This window comes from Micromonospora sp. SD19, assembly GCF_054462275.1.
Map to the genome: position 1 here is coordinate 566333 of NZ_JBTLMN010000001.1, position 19787 is coordinate 586119.

The following is a 19787-nucleotide window of genomic DNA, read 5'->3' on the forward strand; positions in this document are numbered from 1 at the left end:
ATCCGTCGCACAGGCCACAGGGGAGGGTCCGTGGCAAGCCCGAGCGTTGAGCCGGACACTGCGGCGGACATCGTCGAGCACGAGGGGGCCCTGGTGACTGACGACGAAAGTCAGGCGCGGTACGCCGAGGGGTTCAGCCGACTGCTACCGGCCGACGAGCGGGTGCGCGCGGTGGCCAAGGTCCGAGCGGGCGGTGGGCTGACCCCGGCTCCGCCGGCACTGCCGTCGGCGCCACCCGCCGCCGGTCGGCCGAGTTTTCTGGGTGTCCTGCTCACCGTGCTCTCACCGAACATCACCTTCGGTCGGGCGGACAGCGCCGTCGACTGGCTCTTCTTCGGTGTCGGAGGTCGAGGCCAACCCGACTCCCGGGCATCCGAGCTGCACCATGCAGTAACCGTGGCGACGAAGGGCTTCGGCATCCGTCACCTCGTGCTGGGGGTCACCGACCAGCGGCTGCTGCTCGGTGCGACAGCACCCGTCGGCTTGCTCTCCCGATCGTCGGCGGACGAACGGGCGCAGGCCGACATCGAACTGCTCGGGTCGGTGCCGCGCACCTCCGTCACCGCCCGGTTCGGCAGGTACCGGTTGAACTGGAAGCGGCTGCGGCTCGACTTCGCCGACGGGTCGTGGCTGTCGTTCCACGTGCCGATGGCCGAATCCGGCCGCCCGCTGCGGGAGATCGCGGCGGCCCTGTCAGCCGGCTGACCCGCCGACGAGCGGGGCAGGCAGCGGCGCAGCGTGCAGCACCGCCAGCCGGGACACCGCCCGGGTGAGCACCACGTACAACCGGTGCAGCCCGCGTGGCTCGGCCGCGACGATCGCCGCCGGCTCGACCACCACCACATGGTCGTACTCAAGGCCCTTGACCAGTGTCGCCGGCACCACCGTGACCCGCTCCGCGGCCGCCACATCGTCGGCGGTCGCGGTCTCGACACCCGCCTCGGCCAGCGCCGCGCGTAGGCCGTCGACAGCGTCGTCCGCGGCGATCACACCGACCGAGCCGTCGTGCGCGAGCGCCGCCCGCACCTCGGCCACCGTCGCCGACGTCAGGTCGGTCACCGTACGCACGTCCAGGCCGCCGTCGCGGCGCAGCGACTCGGCCGGCGGTACGTCCACAGCGAGCGCCGGGAGCAGCAGGTTCGCGAACGCGACCACCGCCGCGGGCACCCGGAAACCGACGGTCAACGGCACCACCACCGCGTCCGGCTTACCCAGATGGGCAAGGGACTCCCGCCAGTCCGTCGCCGCCCACGGCGCGGTGCCCTGGGCGAGGTCACCCAGGAGCGTGACCGAGCCGTGCTCGCTGCGCCGAGCGATGGCCCGGCACTGCATCGGGGAGAGGTCCTGCGCCTCATCCACCACCACGTGCCCGAACCCGGAGAGCCGTTCCAGCAGCCCGGTCGCCTCGTCGATCAACACCGCGTCGGCGGCGGTCCAACGGGTCGCCTTCGGGGTGCGGGCCGGCTTGGCCCAGACGAGCTGCGCCTGCTCGGCGTCGCTGAGCAGCCCGTCCGCCGCGGCGGCGAGCCGCGCCGGGTCGGCGAACAGGCCGTGCACCAGCCCTTCCGGGGTGAGCGCCGGCCAGACCGCGTCCAGGAAGTCGAGCACCGGCCGGCAGCGGCTCATCCGGCGCAGCCAGGCATCGCTGGGCGACTCCGCCCGCCGCGCCTCGGCCTGCCGTTGCAGCAGGCTCACCACCCGTGCCTGAACGCGTTCCCGACCAGTGCCGTACGGCAGCCCCTCCCGGCGGGTCTCCTCGACGATCCGGTGCAACGGCTCCAGCCCGATCCGCCAGCGGAACGAACCGTCCGACACGGTGATCGACTCGGTCGGGGTGCCGATCTGCGCCTGCACCGCGCGCCGCAGCACGTCGGCCATCCGTACGTCGTGTTTGAGCGCGGCCACCGCCGGCGCCTCGACCGCCCGGACCGGCACCCGGGAGATCAACTCCTCCACCGTGGCCTGCTCGACCTCGACCTCACCGAGCGCCGGCAGCACCGCCGCGATGTACGACAGGAACGCCCGGTTCGGCCCGACGATCAACACACCCGCCCGCCGCAACCGCTCCCGGTGCAGATAGAGCAGGTACGCGGCCCGGTGCAGACCCACCGCCGTCTTTCCGGTGCCCGGCGCGCCCTGCACACAGATCGAGTCGGCGAGGTCGGCCCGCACCAGCTCGTCCTGCTCCGGCTGGATCGTGGCCACGATGTCCCGCATCGGCCCGACGCGCGGACGCTCGATCTCGGCGGTGAGGATCCGACTGGTCGTACCAAACTCTTCGCCCCGATCCAGCCGCTCATCCTCGAAGCTGGTCAGGACGCCGTTGCTGAACCCGAACCGTCGCCGGACCGCCACCCCCTGTGGATCGCGCACACTGGCCCGGTAGAACGAGCGGGAGACCGGTGCCCGCCAGTCCAGCACCAGCGGCTCGCCGCGCTCGTCGGTGACATGCCGCCGCCCCACGTGATAGCGCCGCCCCTCATGATCATCAGTGGTGTCGGGTGCGGTCGGGTCGCTCGTGGTCGGGCTGCCGGTGGCAGTGCTGTCCGTGGGCCGGTTGTGGGTGGCAGCGCTGGTTGGGGTCGTGCTGGTCGTTGCCGCGCTGGTCGTTGCCGCGCTGGTCGTTGCCGCGCTGGTCGTTGCCGCGCTGGTCGTTGCCGCGCTGGTCGGAGTCCCGCTGGTTGGGGTCGCGTCGGTTGGGGCCTCGGCGAAGTCGAGGCGGCCGAAGAAGAGTGGTGTGGTCGGGTCGTCGGCCAGCTCGGCGACCCGGCGAGCGAGGGTGCGACCGAGGGTCTCGGCCGCGTAGGCGTCGCCGGCCACCTGGTCACCGGTGGCGAAGAGAGACTCGGCCCTCGCCCGCATCCGAGCCAACGCCGCCCGCGAGGTGGACAGGTGTGCGCGTTCGGCGGCCAGGTCCGCGTCGAGGTCGGTGTCAGGCTGGGTGTCGAGGTCAAGTGCGGGCATGCTGACGTCCCATCGTTCACATCTGCTGCGCGCTCGCGTGTCCGGGGGCGGATGGCCGGCCGCCCGGCGCGACGACGCCCGTTCCGGTGCAGCTCACCTCGGCCGTCAAGCGGCCTGCAACCCTACGCTCCCCAGCCCGCCGCAGCCAGCGAATTACCGACCCGACCACCCATCCGAGACGGCGTGTCGCAGCGCCGGACGTCGCCGAAGTGACGCGTTGACGGGTAGCACCGCATCGAGATGGACGTGATGCCGAGGTCGGATGCCGACTGATCATCAGGTCCCGCGCCGTGCGCCCCCCGCCCTGTTCCGCGTCGCGCCTCGCGCTGCGCGCTGTACTCGCGCCTCGCGCTGCGCGCTGTACTCGCGCCTCGCGCTGTACTCGCGCCTCGCGCTGCGCGCTGCGCGCCGTGCTCTCGCACACCGCGACCGCCGTGGGTGCCGTGATCGACTCGGTTTTCATGAAGTCGCGGTGTCCAAGCCGGTGCGACGCCCCGACTTTCAGGAAACCGAGTCGATCAACAGGAGACGCGGCTTGGGCGGCGGGGACTGGCGGATCGTCGTGGCCGCTGGCCGCTGGCCGCTGGCCGTGGGTCGCTGGCCGTGGGTCTCGGGCCGTGGGTCACGGGCCGCTGGCCGCTGGCCGTGGGTCACCGGCCGCGGGTCGGGGGTCGCGGGTCGCTGGCCGCTGGCCGCTTGCCGCGGTTCGCGGTTCCTGGTCGCGGTCATGGGCGGCGTGGGCGTGCTCGGCAGCGTCAGCAGCGCAGGTGGTAGTGGTTGCGACGTGGAGTGTGCAGCGGGTCGAGCCAACTGGGCGGGAGGAAGTCAGGGCGACCGTCCGCCGCGATACGGACCGCCCAATCGCCGTGGTGGATGAGCCGGTGGTGGTAGCCGCAGAGCAGCACCGCATTGCCCAGCGCCGTCACCCCACCGTCGGCCCAGTGTCGGATGTGGTGGCCGTCGCACCACCTCGGCGGCCGATCACTTCCGGGTCGGTGTCGATCAATGAGGGGAACCAAGCGATCCACGCCGCGCGTGCCGTCGAATCCGCCTGCTCACTAGCAAAGGACAGACGCCATGTGACCCGAGCGGGACGTGGTGGTGATGGCAGGTTGGAAGGTCTGCCGGGATCATGGGCCTATGACCGAGGCCCGCTCCGATTCGCGCCGGATGACGATCAGCGACCCGCAGGTGATGCGGGCGATGGCCCATCCGGCGCGGATCGCGATCATGGAGTACCTGAACAGCCGCGAGGCCGGCGGGACCGCCACCGAGTGTGCCGAGATCGTCGGGCTGTCGCCGAGCGCCACCAGTTACCACCTGCGGGCGCTGGCGAAGTTCGGGCTGGTCGAGCAGGCGCCGAGTCGGGGGGACGCGCGTGAGCGGTTGTGGCGCGTGCCGAGTGGGAGTGTGCTGGTCGAGGCGGGCCGTGATGCCGGGCCCGAGGCGCGGGCGGCCGAGCAGGCGCTGGTGGAGGCGCATGCGGTCCGGGCCATGGAGCGGACCCGGGACTGGTTGCGGCGCGCCGGGGACGAGCCCGCCGAGTGGTACGACACGGCGCTGTTCACCGACACGCTGGTGCTGCTCACCGCTGAGGAGTTGGCCGAGTTGAACGAGGCGGTGCTGGCGCTGCTCCGGCCGTACCACCCGCGACGGCGGCAGGGTGAGCCGCCGCCGGGGGCGCGCACTGTCGCCGTGCAGTACCGGACGGTGCCGTTGGCATAGGCGGGGTTGCATGAATCAGTTGTGAAGGATTATTTTCGAAGTATGTCCTTCGCAACTGACGAGTCGCGCTGGGCGGACGTCTGGCTCGCCGCCGCTGCCCGGGGCACCACCATCTGCGGCGACTTCCTCGCGGCGACCGCGCTGGCACTGGCCCTGCAGGGTGCCGGTGCCGGTGGGCTGGCCGTGTCGGGCCTGCTGCTCGCCGCCACCCTGCCCCTGGTGGTGCTCGCCCCGCTCGCGGGCCGACTCGCCGACCGGATGGACAGCCGCACCCTGCTGGTGACAGTCGGTTTCGGGCAGGCCTGCGTCTGTGCCCTCCTCGCCGTCGTCGAGCAACCGGCACTGGTGGTCGGGCTCGTCGCACTGCTGGCCTGCGGGCTCGCGGTGACCCAACCCTGCCTCGCGGCGCTGCTGCCGGCGATGGTCCGCCCGGCCGACCTGCCCCGGGCCAGCGCGATCAGTCAGACCGCCGTCTCGCTCGGTGCGCTCGGCGGCCCGGTGCTGGCCGGTCTGCTGGTGGGACAGTTCGGCACCCGCGTACCGCTGCTTCTCGATGCCGCGACCTACCTGGCGTTGGTGGTCGCGGGCCTGCTGCTGCGGACCCGACGCGGCGGCCGGCGGTCCGCCGCCAGCCAGACCGCCGCCGCCGCGAGCAGCGAGGCCGCCGCCGGGGGCAGCCAGGCCGCCTCGGGCGGCGTGACAACCCCGGGGGGTACGGAGATCGGCTGGCGGCTGCGCCGCGACCCGCTGATGCTCGTGATGGTGGTGAGCACCGCCGTGGTGATCGCGGCGATCGGCGGCATCAACGTGATCGAGGTCTTCTTCATCCGGGAGACCCTGGAGGGCTCGGCGACCACGTACGGCCTGGTCAGCGCCGCATGGATGGCCGGCATGCTGCCGGGGACCTGGCTCGCCGTACGACTCGCTCGGCGGCTCGACGACGACGGCGCGTTGGTACGCGGGGTGCTGGCCACCCTGGCCGTGTGCAGTTTGATGGTGTTGCTCGCGGCGACGGTGCCGGCGGCAGGTGTGTTGGTGCCGCTCTGGCTGGTGGGAGGCGCGGCCAACGGCGGCGACAACGTCTTCGCCAACCTGCTCACCGCTCGGCGGGTGCCGGAGGCGATGCGCGCCCGGGCGTACGCCAGCTACGGCGCGGCGGTGCAGGGTGGCTCGATGGCGGGCTTCCTGATCGGCGGGGCGTTGCTCGCCGTCGTTCCGCCCCGACCGCTGATCGCCGGCGCCGGGGTGCTCGGGTTGTTGGTGGTGCTGGGCTTCGTGCCGGTCGTGACCCGGGCGGTACGACGGTCGTCGCTGACCGACGCCCCGGCAGACGGTCGACGAGCGGCCGACGCGCCGGCAGGCGGTCGACAAGCGGCCAACGCCCCGGAAGGCGGCCGAGCTGCCCGGTCAAGTGCGGGGTTGGCCACTTCGGGCCGGCCCGCCGAGCCGGCGCCCGCCGCCGGGGATACGGTCGGGCCATGGCTGAGCGCATCGCACGCCCGCGAGTCGGGCACATCCAGTTCCTGAACTGCCTGCCGATCTACTGGGGTTTGATGCGCTCCGGTGCCCTGCTCGACGTGGACCTGCACAAGGACTCGCCGGACCGGTTGAGTGCGGCGCTGGTCGCCGGCGACCTCGACATCGGCCCGATCACGCTGCTGGAGTACCTGAAGCACGCCGACGAGCTGCTGCTCCTCCCGGACCTGGCGGTCGGCAGCGACGGTCCGGTGCTGTCGGTCAACATGGTCTCCACCCGACCCCTCGACGAGTTGGACGGCGCGCGGGTGGCGCTCGGCTCGACCTCGCGGACCGGGGTGATGACGGCGCAACTGCTGCTCGCCGAGCAGTACAACGTGCGGCCCGAGTACTTCCGGTGCCCGCCGGACCTGACCCAGATGCTGCTGGAGGCCGACGCGGCCGTGCTGATCGGGGACGTGGCGCTGCGGGCGTACTACGAGGCGCCGCAGAAGGGCCTCACTGTCACCGACCTCGGGCAGGCGTGGCGGGACTGGACCGGGCTGCCGATGGTCTTCGCCGTCTGGGCGGTCCGCCGTGACTTCGCCGCCGCCCACCCGGGCCTGGTCAAGGAGGTGCACGAGGCTTTCCTGCGCTCCCGGGACCTCTGCCTGGCGGAGCTGGACCAGGTGGCCGAGGCGGCGGCGCGCTGGGAGACGTTCGACGCGCAGACGCTCGCCACGTACTTCCGGACCCTCGACTTCTCCCTCGGCGATCGGCAGGTCGCCGGGCTGCGCGAGTGGGCCCGACGGGCCGCCGCGATCGGGGAGGCCCCGGCGCTGCCGGAGGGCGGTCCGGAGTTCTTCGCCGGCTGACCCCTGCCGACGGCGCACCAACGGCCCGGGTCGGCAGCGGCCCGGGCCGGCGTCAGCGTGGACGGCTCAGGTGCCGGTGCGGAGCAGCGCCTCGGTGATCTTCTCGCAGTTCTTCATGCCGTAGTCGTAGCCCATGTTGATCGGGTACTTGACCATCACGCCCATCGTCCAGGTGTCGCCGATGGCCAGGCAGTTGATGTGCATCTCCTGCTCCCTGGTCCGGTCGATCCACCCGTTCTTGATGGCGATCTTCTTCTGCTCGGCGGCCGGGAAGGCCTTGCGGATACCGAAGTCGCCGCCGCCACGAACCAGCTTCATCTCGTTGAGCAGCCACTTGGTCCACTTCGGCCCGGCGGCGGTGCCGGTGGCGATGCAGTTGCCCATCCGGGCGGTGTCCCGGGGTGAGAGCGCCGTCCGGCTCCAGCCCTTGTCGGGGGCGACGCTGCTGTCGGTCAGCTCGCACATGGAGATCAGGCGCTTGATCGAGGCGTCTCGGCCGACCAGGTTGTAGAACTGCTCGGCCCGGGTGTTGTCGCTGTCCCGGATGATCCGGGTCGCGTCGGCGAGCTTCGCGTCGCTCGGGGTCTGGCCGGCGTCGGCCGCGCGGCGCAGGTAGTCAGCGACGATCCACGCCTTGATCATGGAGGCGGTCGTGCTGGTCTCGTCCATGTTCTTCGAACCGATGATTTTTCCGGTTCGGCGGTCCAGGACGCTCCAGGCGTACCAGCCCTCGATGTCGAGGTCGAGATTCTTGGCCGCGAAGGGCAGCGGCTCCAGCGACGGGCTGGGGCTCGGTGACGGCGCGGACGGCTGGCGGGCACTGCGGTCGGTGCCGGAGCCGGTGGGCCGGTCGCTGGTGCCGGCGTCGCCCCACTTGGCGGCGGCGGACGACTCGAACGGCGACCCGGGCAGCAACCGCAGCGACACCAGCACCAGGCCGATGAGGATGACCGCGATGGCGATCAGCCGCATCGGGGAGGCGTCGCCGTCGCCACGCCGGTCTCCCCGACGGGTGCCGGCCATCAGAGCTTCCCGACCGGCTGCTGCGGCACCTTGAGCGCGGCACCCGGCTGCGGGGTGACCAGTTGGGTGGCCACGCTGGCGCAGACCTTCGCGCCGTAGTCCAGGCCGGTCCTGATCGGGTAGCGCAGCATCACCGCCAGGCTCCACTTGCTGGTGACGGCGAGGCAGTTGACGTGCCAGTTGCCGTCGCCGTAGATCGGGGTCCAACCGTTCTTGATGCTGACCGGGCCCTGCGAGGTGATCGACTTGGGTAGACCGTCGATGATCCCCCAGCGGCCGCCACCGGAGTCGGGCTTCTGGTCCTTGGCCGCGGTGGTGCCCGTGACCTTGCTCATCTGGTCCAGCACCCACTTCGTCCACTTCGGGCCGGCGGCCTTGCCGTCGGCGATGCAGTCGCCGAGTCGGACCGCGTCGCGGGGAGACATCCGGGTGTAGCTCCAGAAGCCGGTGTACGGCTTGGTGTTGCCGCGCTTGGTGTCGGTCAGCCCGCAGATCTTGATCGCCCGCTGGATCACCGCGTCCGGAACGCTGCTCGACGAGGCCTTGTAGGACCCGCCGGCAGCCCGGTGGACCGCGTTGGCGGCCTTGTCGTTGCTGTCGACGATGGCGAGTCGGGACGCCTCCTTCAACGATGCCGGCGGCTCCTTGTCACCGAGCTGTCGCAGGTAGTCGGAGACGATCCACGCCTTGATCATCGATTCGGTGGAGCTGGTCGCGGCCATGTTCGACGACCCGGAGATCTTGCCCGTCTTGCGGTCCATCAGGGCCCAGGAGAAGAAGTCACCCTTGAAGCTCACCGACACCGGACCGGCCGCCAGGGTGGGCGGCGGCGGTGGCGCGGGTGCGGGCGCGGCGACGCTCGACGTGCCGCCACCGCCGCCTCCGCCGCTGTCGTCGCTGGCAAGTCGGGCGTACGCGGTGGGGACCAGCAGGACGCCGCCGAGCACGACTGCCGTGATGGCGAGCACCAGGGTCACGCGAGATCGCATGAGTGGGTGAACTCCAGGTGTCAGGGCCGGGGGGACCGGCTTGTCGTCGGGACGAATCGGGTGCGATCGCCGAGGCCGGGGGAGGTGGCCTCGGTGGAGATATCGATGCGCGGCAGCCGATCGGTTGTCCGGCAGAAGTCTACGTCCGGACCGCCCGACCGCCAGACTTCGACACTAGGCAACCTGCGATAAAGGCGAGTTATGGGGCCGGTATGAGGTTTTTGCAGGGGTTCACCTTTGTTTCGTGGCCCAAGTCACGGCGATGGAATGCCGCCCAGGTCGCGCAAAGCAGTCATTCGGCTACGGATGGGATGCGCGGATTCCTGTTACACCCCCTGGTGCAACGAGGCGCAAGCTGTAACACTTAGCCTCATGTATGGCAACGACTTCTCCGCCCCGAACAGCGCCCCGGACGAGGCGCCCGGCGGTCTGCTGGGCGAGGTCGAGGCCGCCGAGGCGGAGCTGCGGGCAGCGGCGGCGCGCGGGCGGCGGGGCGGGCCCGCGCCGGACGAGGACCTGGCGGCGTACTTCGCCGAGGTGGTCGACGCCGAGCAGAAGATCGAACCCCGCGACTGGATGCCCGACGCGTACCGGCGGACGCTGATCCGGCAGATCGCCCAGCACGCCCACTCCGAGATCATCGGCATGCAGCCGGAGGGCAACTGGATCAGTCGGGCGCCGTCGCTCAAGCGCAAGGCGATCCTGCTGGCCAAGGTGCAGGACGAGGCGGGTCACGGCCTCTACCTCTACGCCGCCGCCGAGACCCTCGGCATCAGCCGCGACGAACTGGTCCAGCTGCTGCTCGACGGCCGCCAGAAGTACAGCTCGATCTTCAACTACCCCACCCTCAGCTGGGCCGACGTCGGCGCCATCGGGTGGTTGGTGGACGGTGCGGCGATCGTCAACCAGGTGCCGCTGTGCCGCTGCTCCTACGGCCCGTACGCCCGCGCGATGATCCGGGTCTGCAAGGAGGAGTCGTTCCACCAGCGGCAGGGCTACGAGATCCTGCACACCCTGGCGCACGGCACCCCCGAGCAGCACGCCATGGCGCAGGACGCGGTGGACCGATGGTGGTACCCGTCGCTGGCCATGTTCGGCCCGCCGGACGGCGACTCCACCCACTCCACCCAGTCGATGGCCTGGAAGATCAAGCGCTTCTCGAACGACGACCTGCGTCAACGCTTCGTCGACATGTGCGTCCAGCAGGCCGAGATCCTCGGGGTCCGCATCCCCGACGACGACCTGCGGTGGAACGACGAGCGGCAGGCGTACGACTACACCCAGCCGGACTATGACGAGCTGATGCGGGTGATCTCCGGCGACGGGCCGTGCAACCGCGAGCGGATGGCCCACCGCCGCGCCGCGCACGCCGACGGCAGCTGGGTACGCGAGGCCGCCGCGGCGTACGCCGCGAAGCGGACGAACAAGGAGAAGGTGGCCGCGTGAGCGAGCGTGCCGAGCAATCCGGCGTGACAGGTCATTCGCCTCTGTGGGAGGTCTTCGTGCGGGCGCGGCGCGGGCTGTCGCACACCCACGTCGGCAGCCTGCACGCCCCCGACGCCGAGCTTGCCCTGCGCAACGCCCGCGATCTCTACACCCGCCGTCAGGAGGGCGTGTCGATCTGGGTGGTGCCGGCCGGCGCGATCACCGCGTCCAGCCCGGACGAGAAGGACGCCTTCTTCGACCCGGCCGCCGACAAGGTCTACCGCCACCCCACCTTCTACGAGGTGCCGGAGGGGGTGGCTCACCTGTGAGCGAGCGAACCAGTCAGCTCAGCGGGGTGACGGCGTGAACGGGCCCTTCGACTTCACCCTCGCCCTCGCCGACGACGCGTTGATCGCGGCCCAGCGGCTGGCCGAGTGGACCACCCGTGCCCCGGAGATGGAAGAGGACATCGCGCTGGCCAACATCGCCCTCGACCAGCTCGGCGCGGCGCGCCTGCTGCTGTCGTACGCGGGCGAGTTGGAGGGCGCCGGGCGCGACGAGGACGCGCTGGCGTACCTGCGTGACGACCGCCAGTTCCGCAACGTTCTCCTGGTCGAGCTGCCCAACGGCGACTTCGCGGTGACGATGGCGAAGCTGTTCTTCCTGGCGGCGTACCAACTGCCGCTGTATACGGCGCTGGCCGGCTGTGCCGACGAGCGGTTGGCGGCGATCGGCGCGAAGGCGCGCAAGGAGTCGGCGTACCACCTGGACCACGGCGCGCTGTGGGTGAAGCGGCTCGGTGACGGCACCGAGGAGTCGCACCGTCGGATGCAGGCGGCCGTCGACCACGTGTGGCCGTACACCCACGAGCTGTTCGCCGCGGACCCGGCGGCGCCGGTCGACCCGGCCACCCTGCGGCCGGCGTTCGACGAGGTCGTCGGCCCGGTGTTGGCCGAGGCGACGCTCACCCGGCCGGGCAGTGCCTGGGCCCCGGCCGGCGGGCGGGCCGGTGTGCACAGCGAGCACCTGGCCTACCTGCTCGCCGAGATGCAGGTGCTGCACCGCGCCCACCCGGGAGCGAAGTGGTGAACCCCAGGGCGGCGGCCGCGTCGGTGGTGGACCCGGAGATCCGGGTCATCACCATCGACGAGCTGGGCATCCTGCGCGCGGTCGAGGAGGATCCGGCCAGTGGCCGGGTCACCGTCACCATCACCCCGACCTACACCGGCTGCCCGGCGATGGACGTGATCCGGGCCGACATCCGCCGCGCGCTCGCCGCCGCCGGCCACCCGGACGCCGAGGTCCGGACCGTCTACAGCCCACCGTGGAGCACCGACTGGATCTCCGAGGGTGGGCGGGCCAAGCTCGCCGCCGCCGGGATCGCCCCGCCCGCCCCGGTGCCCGCCGCCGGCGTCGTGTCGCTGACCCTCGCGGTCCGCTGCCCGCGGTGCGGCTCGCCGGAGACCGAGCAGGTCAGCCGGTTCGGCTCCACCGCGTGCAAGGCGCTGTGGCGGTGCCGTTCCTGCTCCGAACCCTTCGACCACCTGAAGGCGCTGTGACTGTCACCATCACCCGCCCGGTTCGCCGTCGGCCGGTCTTCCACCCGTTGTCCGTCGCCGCCGTCGACCGGCTCACCGACGATTCAGTGGCGGTGACCTTCGCCGTACCCGAGGAACTGCGGGAGACATTCGCGTTCCGTGCGGGCCAGCACCTCACCGTGCGTCTTCCGGGCCAGGCCGCGCCGGACGGCGCCGACGTGCGTCGGTCGTACTCGATCTGCTCCACCCCCGACGACCTGGCCCGGCGCGGCCGGTTGCGGATCGGGGTGCGGGAGATCCCCGGCGGCGCCTTCTCCGCGTTCGCCTGCGGGGCGCTGCGCGGTGGCGACACCGTCGAGGTGCTGCCGCCGCTGGGCACCTTCACCACGGCGTTCGCACCGGACCGCGCCCGGCACTACGGCGCGGTCGTCGCCGGCTCCGGCATCACCCCGGTGCTCGCGCTGGTCGCGACCGCCCTGGCCGTCGAGCCGGCCAGCACCTTCACACTGGTGTACGGCAACCGCACGGCGAACACCGTGATGTTCGCCGAGGAACTGGCCGACCTGAAGGACCGCCACCCGACCCGGCTGCACCTGGTGCATGTCCTCTCCCGGGAGCAGGGCGAGTCGCCGCTGCTGTCCGGTCGGATCGACGCCGAGCGGCTGAGCCGGTTGCTGGACACCATCGTGCCGGGCGACGTCATCGAGGAGTGGTTCCTCTGCGGCCCGTACGGCATGGTGGTCGACGTCCGGGACGTGCTGACCGCACGCGGTCTGCCCGAGTCGGCGGTGCACACCGAGCTGTTCCACGTCGACGCGCCGCCGGAGCCGGTGCGCCGGCCCGTCGACCATGCGGGTGCCGGGGCCGAGGTGACCATCGTGCTGGACGGCCGCTCGTCGAGCTTCACCATGGGTCGCGAGGAACGGGTGCTGGACGCCGCGCTGAAGGTGCGCGGCGAGCTGCCGTACGCCTGCAAGGGTGGCGTCTGCTCCACCTGCAAGGCGAAGGTCGTCGACGGCGCGGTCACGATGGCCCGCAACTATGCGCTGGAGCCCGACGAGCTGGCCGCCGGCTACGTCCTGACCTGCCAGTCCAGCCCTACCACCGACAAGCTCACGATCGACTACGACGCCTGATCGCCCCTCGCCCGTGTCGATCTTGCAGTTTCGTTCGTCGGTATGCGCGGAATGCCCCGTGTGTCGCGACGGTACCTGCAAGATCGCGGTGAGGGTGTGGCGGTGACCCGGTTCAGTGCCGGCCTGGCGCGTGCGGAGCGAATCACAGCCTTAAGCACCCCTCAGGGAAGGGGCGCGTCGTCGGCGTAGGCTCGGGGTGTGACGGTGAGCCGGGAGATCGACGACATCCTGCAGCGCGGCGCGGACGGCGGGCGGATCACGCCCGAGGAGGCCCTGCTGCTCTACACCGAGGCGCCCTTCCACGCGTTGGGTGAGGCGGCGGACGCGGTGCGCCGGCGGCGCTACCCGGACAACGTCGTCACGTACCTGATCGACCGCAACATCAACTACACGAACGTCTGCGTGACGGCGTGCAAGTTCTGCGCCTTCTACCGCGCGCCCAAGCACCAGGAAGGGTGGACCCACCCGACCGAGGAGATCCTGCGCCGGTGCGGCGAGGCGGTCGAGCTGGGCGCGACCCAGGTGATGCTCCAGGGCGGGCACCACCCCGACTACGGCGTGGAGTACTACGAGGAGCTGTTCTCCTCGGTCAAGCAGGCGTACCCGAACCTGGTCATCCACTCGATCGGCCCCAGCGAGATCCTGCACATGGCCAAGGTCTCCGGGGTGAGCCTGGACGAGGCCATCGCCCGGATCAAGACCGCCGGTCTGGACTCGATCGCCGGCGCCGGCGCGGAGATGCTGCCCGAGCGGCCCCGCAAGGCCATCGCCCCCCTCAAGGAGTCGGGCGAGCGCTGGCTGGAGGTCATGGAGCTGGCCCACCGGCAGGGCATCGAGTCGACCGCCACCATGATGATGGGCACCGGCGAGACGCACGCCGAGCGGATCGAGCACCTGCGCATGATCCGGGACGTGCAGGACCGCACCCGCGGTTTCCGGTCCTTCATCCCGTGGACGTACCAGCCGGAGAACAACCACCTCAAGGGCCGCACCCAGGCGACCACGGTGGAATACCTGCGCCTCGTCGCGGTGGCCCGACTGTTCTTCGAGACCGTCCCGCACCTGCAGGCGTCCTGGCTGACCACCGGCAAGGACGTCGGGCAGCTCTCCCTGCACATGGGCGTGGACGACCTCGGCTCGATCATGCTGGAGGAGAACGTGATCTCCTCCGCCGGTGCGCGGCACCGCTCCAACCTGCACGAGTTGATCGGCATGATCCGCTCGGCGGACCGGATCCCCGCACAGCGCGACACCCTCTACAACCGGCTCGCCGTGCACCACACGCCGGCCGACGACCCGACCGACGAGCGGGTGGTCTCGCACTTCTCCTCGATCGCGCTGCCCGGCGGTGGTGCGGGAAAGTCCCTACCCCTGGTGGACGTCAGCTGACGGTCGGCAGGTGGCCGTTCGGCTGATCGACGCTCATGCTCCCGCCGGATCGCCCCGGCGGTACGGGTGGTCCCCGCCGCCGCAGCGTCAGCCTGTCCGGTCCGGGTCTGGTGGAGATGATCGTCGGCGGCTAGCGTCCCGGCTCATATCTGGCACCACCGTCGACGTACGGGGCTGTCCTCCATCGGCCCGCTGCGGGTCGTTCATATAACGCACGGCAGTACGGGCGGGATGGGTGACCATCCCGCCCGCACTGTCTGCCCAGCTCGGGCCGGACGGATGAAATCGGGTCCGCCTGCTGGCGTGGGAGAACGGCCTCCGATAGCGTCCGCTCGTTCCGCAACCATTCTTTCTTCCCTACCCCCGGGGGACTGATGACAGCGTTCCACCGCTCGACGCTGGTGCGCGCCAGTGTCGTGGCGCTGATCGCGGCCGGTGGCATCGCCGCCGTTGCCGCCCCGGTGCTGGCGGCCGAGCAGGCCGATCTGGCCCTGGTGCCGCTCAGCTACAACCTGGCCAAGGGCGTGACGGAGGCCAAGAGCAAGCCGTTCAAGTTCACTGTCGACAACACCCGGAGCAAGGAAGACGCCACGGGTGTCAGTTACACGGTGGACACCAGCAAGCTGACGATGAACAAGGTTCGGGTCGTGGTGCCCGACGGTTGCCGGGTGAACGGCAAGAAGTTCACCTGCCGCCTTGGTGACCTGGCCGCCGGCACCAGCGAGGACTTCGGCATCCCGATCTTCTCCACCGGTGGCAAGGGCGCTGCCGGCACCCTGGTGGTCACCATCCGGTCGGCGACCGAGGACCCCAACAAGGAAGACAACAAGGTCGAGCACGACATCACCGTCACCGAGCCCGGGTACGACCTCACCAGCTGGGTGCAGGACGTCAACGCGAACGTCGTGGTGAACGGTGTCAACGGTGACGACCCCGACCTTCGTCCGGTGCGGCCGGGCGAGACGGTGCCGGTCGACTGGGCGGTCTACAACGACGGCAGTCGCAAGGCCACCGGCCTCGCCTACGTGCTCACCCTCCCGGCGGGCGTCACCTTCGACACGCTGCCGGACACCTGCACCACACAGACGTTCGGTGTCGCTCAGGCGCTCTGTCAGGACGACGGCGCGGTGATCCGGCCCGGTGACTACTACACGGCGGACATCAAGGTGACCGTCGGTAAGGACGTCACCGAGCCGGTGCTGCGGGTCGGCGAGCTGGTGGCGCACGGTCTGGACGTGGCAGCCGGCAGGCCCGAGGAGCAGCCTCGGCGGGCCAGCACCGCCCAGCGGAAGACCTTCACCGAGGTCGACGAGGGCGACAACCAGGCGGTCTTCGACGTCTTCGTCGACCTGGCCGTGGACCCGACGCCGACGCCCACGCCCACTGTCACTCCGACGGGGTCGCCCACTCCGACGCCGACGGTCACCCCGACCGGCTCGCCGACCCCGACCCCGACCGTCACGTCGACAGAGACCCCGACGCCAACGGAGACTCCGACTCCGACGGAGACGCCGACCCCGACGGAGACCCCGACCCCGACGGAGACCCCGACCCCGACTCCTACCGAGACTCCGACTCCGACGGAGACGCCGACTCCGACGGAGACGCCGACTCCGACGGAGACGCCGACGCCGACTCCGACGGAGACGCCGACTCCGACGGAGACGCCGACCCCGACGGAGACGCCGACCCCGACGCCGACGGTCACCCCGACCGAGACGCCGACCCCGACGGCCACTCCGACGGAGACGACGACCCCGACCCCGACCCCGACTGACACTCCGACGGTCACGCCGACGCCGACCGCGACGGCCACGCCGACCCAGACGCCGAGCGCGACTGTCACTCCGACGCCGGGTCCGAGCGGTACGACGACGCCGGGCGCGACCGTCTCGCCGGGTGCCGGTGGCGGCTCCACCGGTGGCGGCTCGGGAGGTGGTGGCCTGCCGGTGACCGGTGTGCAGGTCGGCCTGATCGGCGGTATCGGCGCGGTCATCCTGCTCGTGGGTGGAGCGCTGCTGGTGCTCACCCGTCGCCGCAAGGTGGTGGTGGTCTCGCCGGCCGACGAGAAGTCGACCGACTGACACCGGGCTGCTGGCGACGGCGCGCGGACGAGGCGCGACAGCGACGGCGGTACGCGTCCTGACTGAGGCGTCAGGGACGCAGGCACGACGCGAGGGCGGGGTGGGCGACCACCCCGCCCCTTCGCGTCAGTGGTGCGTGCCACGCCACCCAGCGAGTGTCGATTGGCGGGCGGCTGGCAGAGTGGAGGGGTGAGCCGTACCCCGCAGGGCCAGCGCGCCAGTCTGGACAAGCAGCCGCACGAGGTCGCCGCGATGTTCGACGGCGTGGCAGAGCGTTACGACCTGACCAACACCGTGATCTCGCTGGGGCAGGACCGCTCCTGGCGTCGGGCCACCCGGGCGGCGCTCGGGTTGCGGCCGGGCGAGCGGGTGTTGGACGTGGGCGCGGGCACCGGCGTCTCGACGCGTGAGCTGGCCCAGTCCGGGGCGTACGCGGTCGGGGTGGACCTGTCGCTGGGCATGCTGCACACCGGCAAGCGGGCCCGGCCCGAGGTGCCGCTGTTGGCGGGGGACGCGCTGCGCCTGCCGTTCGCCGACGCGAGCTTCGACGCGGTGACGATCTCCTTCGCGCTGCGCAACGTCAACGACACCGACGCGGCGCTGCGTGAGCTGGCCCGGGTGACCCGGCCGGGTGGCCGGTTGGTGGTCTGCGAGTTCAGCACCCCGGTCAACCCCGTCTTCCGGACGGTCTACCTGTCGTACCTGATGCGGTCGTTGCCGGCGGTGGCTCGTACGGTGTCGAGCAACCCCGAGGCGTACGTCTATCTCGCCGAGTCGGTCCGGGCCTGGCCGGCGCAGTCCGCGCTGGCCGGGCGGGTGGCCGCGGCCGGGTGGGGGCGGGTGGCGTGGCGCAACCTGACCGGTGGCGTGGTGGCCCTGCACCGGGGGATCCGCCAGTAGCGGCGGGCCCTCCAGCGGGCGCGGACATTATTCAGGTTCCGCTAATATCAGGCTTTAGTCCACTTTGCCCCGTACGCTCGACCGCATGACCGGAGCAGACCCGGCGGACCCGGTGGCCGCCACCGACGACGACGCGGCCGAACTCATCGCCCAGTTGCGCGAGCTGGCCGGGGCCGACCCGGTCGAGGTCCGGCAGGTGGTCGCCGAGGTGCTGGCCGCGCTGGACCGCGCGGCGGGCGGGGCGCTCCGCGAGCATCTGCCGGAGACGATCCGGGTCGACGCGGGCCTGGACGCCTCCAGCCCGGCCTGACACCTGACCGCTGTGGACGGTCATGGGGTGTCACATCGGCGAGTTAGGTACCCCTGATCCTGCGCTGGTATGACGCCGGTCATACACTCGTCCCGTCTGGCTTGTGAAGCATTTCACGAGCATGCGGGAGGAGGCGCGAATGACCGCGGTGGAACACGACGCCGACGTCATTGTCGTGGGCGCCGGTCCCGGTGGATCAGCGACTGCGTACCACCTGGCCCGGCACGGCGTACGGGTGCTGTTGTTGGAGAAGACCGAGTTCCCACGGGAGAAGGTCTGCGGCGACGGGTTGACCCCGCGCGCGGTGCGCCAACTCATCCGGATGGGTGTGGACACCTCGCCCGAGGCGGGCTGGCTGCACAACCGCGGCCTGCGGGTCATCGGCGGTGGGGTGCGCCTGGAACTGGACTGGCCGGAGCTGGCCAGCTTCCCCAACTACGGTCTGGTGCGCACGCGACTGGACTTCGACGACCTGCTCGCCCAGCGGGCGGTGGCGGCCGGCGCGAAGCTGCGGACCAGCGTCAACGTGTTGGGCCCCGTGCTCGACGACGATGGTCGCGTCACCGGCGTCGAGGCGGAGGTCGGGCCGGGCAAGGAGCCCACCACCTTCCGCGCCCCGCTGGTCGTCGCGGCCGACGGTGTCTCCGGCCGGTTCCCGCTCGCGCTCGGGCTGGCCAAGCGGGAGGACCGGCCGATCGGTGTGGCCGTCCGCCGCTACTACCGTTCGCCGGCCAAGCACGAGGACAACTACCTGGAGTCCTGGCTCGAGCTGCGCAGCAAGGACAGCGGCGACAACCTGCTGCCCGGGTACGGCTGGATCTTCGGCCTCGGTGACGGGCGGGTCAACGTCGGCCTCGGCGTGCTCAACTCGTCCTCGGCGTTCGGCAAGACCAACTATCGCCGGCTGCTCACCGACTGGCTCGCCAACACCCCGGAAGACTGGGGGATGACCGACGAGGCCAACGCCGACGGCCCGATCCTGGGCGCCGCGCTGCCGATGGGCTTCAACCGGGTGCCGCACTACACGCGCGGCGTGCTGCTGGTCGGCGACTCGGGCGGCATGGTCAACCCGTTCAACGGTGAGGGCATCGCGTACGCCATGGAGTCCGGCGAGTTGGCCGCGGAGGTCGTGGTCCAGGCCCTCGCCCGGCCGGCCGGCCCGGAGCGGGAGCGCGCGCTGCTGGCGTACCCGAACGAGCTGAAGGCCCGACTCGGCGGCTACTACCGGTTGGGCGGCATCTTCGTGAAACTGATCGGCCGCCCCGAGATCATGCGGATCGCCACCAAACACGGCATGCCGCATCCGACGCTGATGCGTTTCGTGCTCAAGTTGTTGGCCAACCTGACCGACCCGCGCGGCGGGGACGCGATGGACCGGGTCATCAACGCGATGACGAAAGCCGCTCCCGCCGTGTAGCGCGAGGAGTGGCCCTGCGGGTCCAGCGGTCATCGACGACAGCCGGAACTGTATACGTAGGACGGCATCGGTGCTGGTCACGGCCCCGGCGCCGACAAAGATCGACCCCCGCCGACTGCCACTGCGAGGGACGTGAATAGTGTGATTTTCGTCAAGCACCGAGGGCAGGGAAGGACGAGCAGGAGAAAACGATGTCGCTCTCGCCTTACGCACCGATCATCGGGCTGTTCGCCCTCGCCGCGGCGTTCTCGCTGTTTTCCGTCGGCGCCGCCCGCTTCGCCGGTCCCCGGCGCTACAACAAGGCCAAACTCGAGGCTTACGAGTGCGGCATCGAGCCCAGCCCGCAGCCGGTCGGCGGCGGGCGGTTCCCGATCAAGTTCTACCTGACGGCGATGCTCTTCATCGTCTTCGACATCGAGATCATCTTCCTCTACCCCTGGGCGGTCTCGTTCGACGCTCTGCCGATCTTCGGCTTCGTGGAGATGGTCCTGTTCATCGTCGCGGTCTTCGTTGCGTACGCCTACGTGTGGCGGCGCGGCGGCCTGGACTGGGACTGA

At 71.0% G+C, this 19787-nt stretch carries 19 protein-coding genes; 15 read left to right on the forward strand and 4 right to left on the reverse strand.

All coding sequences use genetic code 11. The annotated features are described in order from the left end of the window. The first annotated feature begins 93 nt into the window (after positions 1-93). Positions 94-705, forward strand: coding sequence for a hypothetical protein (locus ACX27O_RS02640; protein WP_358124161.1), 612 nt, complete (start codon positions 94-96; stop codon positions 703-705). On the opposite strand, the gene ACX27O_RS02645 is transcribed toward ACX27O_RS02640, so the two are convergent. Then, on the reverse strand, positions 694-2964 hold the full coding sequence (locus ACX27O_RS02645; RefSeq protein ID WP_458938897.1) for a HelD family protein: 2271 nt from the start codon (positions 2962-2964) through the stop codon (positions 694-696). The two genes, ACX27O_RS02640 and ACX27O_RS02645, sit on opposite strands and share 12 nt — an antisense overlap. Positions 2965-3719: 755 nt before the next feature. After that, on the reverse strand, positions 3720-3890 hold the full coding sequence (locus ACX27O_RS02650; protein WP_309140739.1) for a hypothetical protein: 171 nt from the start codon (positions 3888-3890) through the stop codon (positions 3720-3722). Positions 3891-4104: 214 nt separating this feature from the next. Here ACX27O_RS02650 and ACX27O_RS02655 point away from each other — a divergent pair, with 214 nt between their 5' ends. Genes ACX27O_RS02655 through ACX27O_RS02665 form a run of 3 tightly spaced genes read left to right on the forward strand, consistent with a single transcriptional unit; the run spans position 4105 to position 7019 of the window. Beyond that, positions 4105-4689, forward strand: a complete 585-nt coding sequence (locus ACX27O_RS02655) for a winged helix-turn-helix domain-containing protein (protein WP_030334090.1) — start codon at positions 4105-4107, stop codon at positions 4687-4689. Between the two features lie 42 nt (positions 4690-4731). After that, positions 4732-6216, forward strand: coding sequence for an MFS transporter (locus ACX27O_RS02660; RefSeq protein WP_210858759.1), 1485 nt, complete (start codon positions 4732-4734; stop codon positions 6214-6216). After that, complete coding sequence (locus ACX27O_RS02665) at positions 6168-7019, forward strand: menaquinone biosynthetic enzyme MqnA/MqnD family protein (protein ID WP_030334095.1); 852 nt, start codon at positions 6168-6170, stop codon at positions 7017-7019. Before ACX27O_RS02660 ends, ACX27O_RS02665 begins: the two co-directional genes overlap by 49 nt. A gap of 66 nt (positions 7020-7085) precedes the next feature. Here the strand turns inward: ACX27O_RS02665 and ACX27O_RS02670 are convergent, their stop codons facing one another. Further along, a complete protein-coding gene (locus tag ACX27O_RS02670; protein WP_374224232.1) occupies positions 7086-7991 on the reverse strand; it encodes a serine hydrolase in 906 nt (301 codons plus the stop codon). Positions 7992-8041: 50 nt separating this feature from the next. Beyond that, complete coding sequence (locus ACX27O_RS02675; protein WP_030334099.1) at positions 8042-9031, reverse strand: serine hydrolase; 990 nt, start codon at positions 9029-9031, stop codon at positions 8042-8044. A 372-nt stretch (positions 9032-9403) separates the two neighbouring features. On the opposite strand from ACX27O_RS02675, the gene paaA reads away from it, so the two are divergent. The 11 genes from paaA to ACX27O_RS02730 all read left to right on the forward strand — a co-directional run bounded on the left by paaA (position 9404) and on the right by ACX27O_RS02730 (position 19787). Continuing rightward, complete coding sequence (gene paaA, locus ACX27O_RS02680) at positions 9404-10477, forward strand: 1,2-phenylacetyl-CoA epoxidase subunit PaaA (RefSeq protein ID WP_030334101.1); 1074 nt, start codon at positions 9404-9406, stop codon at positions 10475-10477. Beyond that, on the forward strand, positions 10474-10785 hold the full coding sequence (paaB, locus tag ACX27O_RS02685) for a 1,2-phenylacetyl-CoA epoxidase subunit PaaB (protein WP_358124174.1): 312 nt from the start codon (positions 10474-10476) through the stop codon (positions 10783-10785). Before paaA ends, paaB begins: the two co-directional genes overlap by 4 nt. Positions 10786-10819: 34 nt before the next feature. Next, complete coding sequence (gene paaC, locus ACX27O_RS02690) at positions 10820-11545, forward strand: 1,2-phenylacetyl-CoA epoxidase subunit PaaC (protein WP_458938898.1); 726 nt, start codon at positions 10820-10822, stop codon at positions 11543-11545. Beyond that, a complete protein-coding gene (gene paaD, locus ACX27O_RS02695; RefSeq protein WP_357636980.1) occupies positions 11539-12015 on the forward strand; it encodes a 1,2-phenylacetyl-CoA epoxidase subunit PaaD in 477 nt (158 codons plus the stop codon). Before paaC ends, paaD begins: the two co-directional genes overlap by 7 nt. Beyond that, positions 12012-13130 carry a 1,2-phenylacetyl-CoA epoxidase subunit PaaE gene (gene paaE / locus ACX27O_RS02700; protein WP_358135488.1) on the forward strand — a complete coding sequence of 373 codons (1119 nt, stop codon included), beginning with the start codon at positions 12012-12014 and terminating at the stop codon, positions 13128-13130. The genes paaD and paaE overlap by 4 nt, the downstream gene beginning before the upstream one ends. Before the next feature lie 198 nt (positions 13131-13328). After that, positions 13329-14519 carry a cyclic dehypoxanthinyl futalosine synthase gene (gene mqnC, locus ACX27O_RS02705; protein ID WP_030334111.1) on the forward strand — a complete coding sequence of 397 codons (1191 nt, stop codon included), beginning with the start codon at positions 13329-13331 and terminating at the stop codon, positions 14517-14519. Positions 14520-14893: 374 nt separating this feature from the next. After that, positions 14894-16603, forward strand: coding sequence for a hypothetical protein (locus ACX27O_RS02710; protein WP_458938899.1), 1710 nt, complete (start codon positions 14894-14896; stop codon positions 16601-16603). 189 nt (positions 16604-16792) lie between these two features. Further along, positions 16793-17503 (forward strand): demethylmenaquinone methyltransferase, encoded by a 711-nt coding sequence (locus ACX27O_RS02715; protein ID WP_030334115.1) that lies wholly within the window; start codon positions 16793-16795, stop codon positions 17501-17503. A gap of 85 nt (positions 17504-17588) precedes the next feature. Next, positions 17589-17813: a hypothetical protein gene (locus tag ACX27O_RS02720; RefSeq protein WP_030334118.1), complete on the forward strand. Its 225-nt coding sequence runs from the start codon at positions 17589-17591 to the stop codon at positions 17811-17813. A gap of 139 nt (positions 17814-17952) precedes the next feature. Continuing rightward, positions 17953-19230: a geranylgeranyl reductase family protein gene (locus ACX27O_RS02725; protein WP_030334120.1), complete on the forward strand. Its 1278-nt coding sequence runs from the start codon at positions 17953-17955 to the stop codon at positions 19228-19230. A 191-nt stretch (positions 19231-19421) separates the two neighbouring features. Further along, positions 19422-19787 carry an NADH-quinone oxidoreductase subunit A gene (locus ACX27O_RS02730; protein ID WP_007454588.1) on the forward strand — a complete coding sequence of 122 codons (366 nt, stop codon included), beginning with the start codon at positions 19422-19424 and terminating at the stop codon, positions 19785-19787.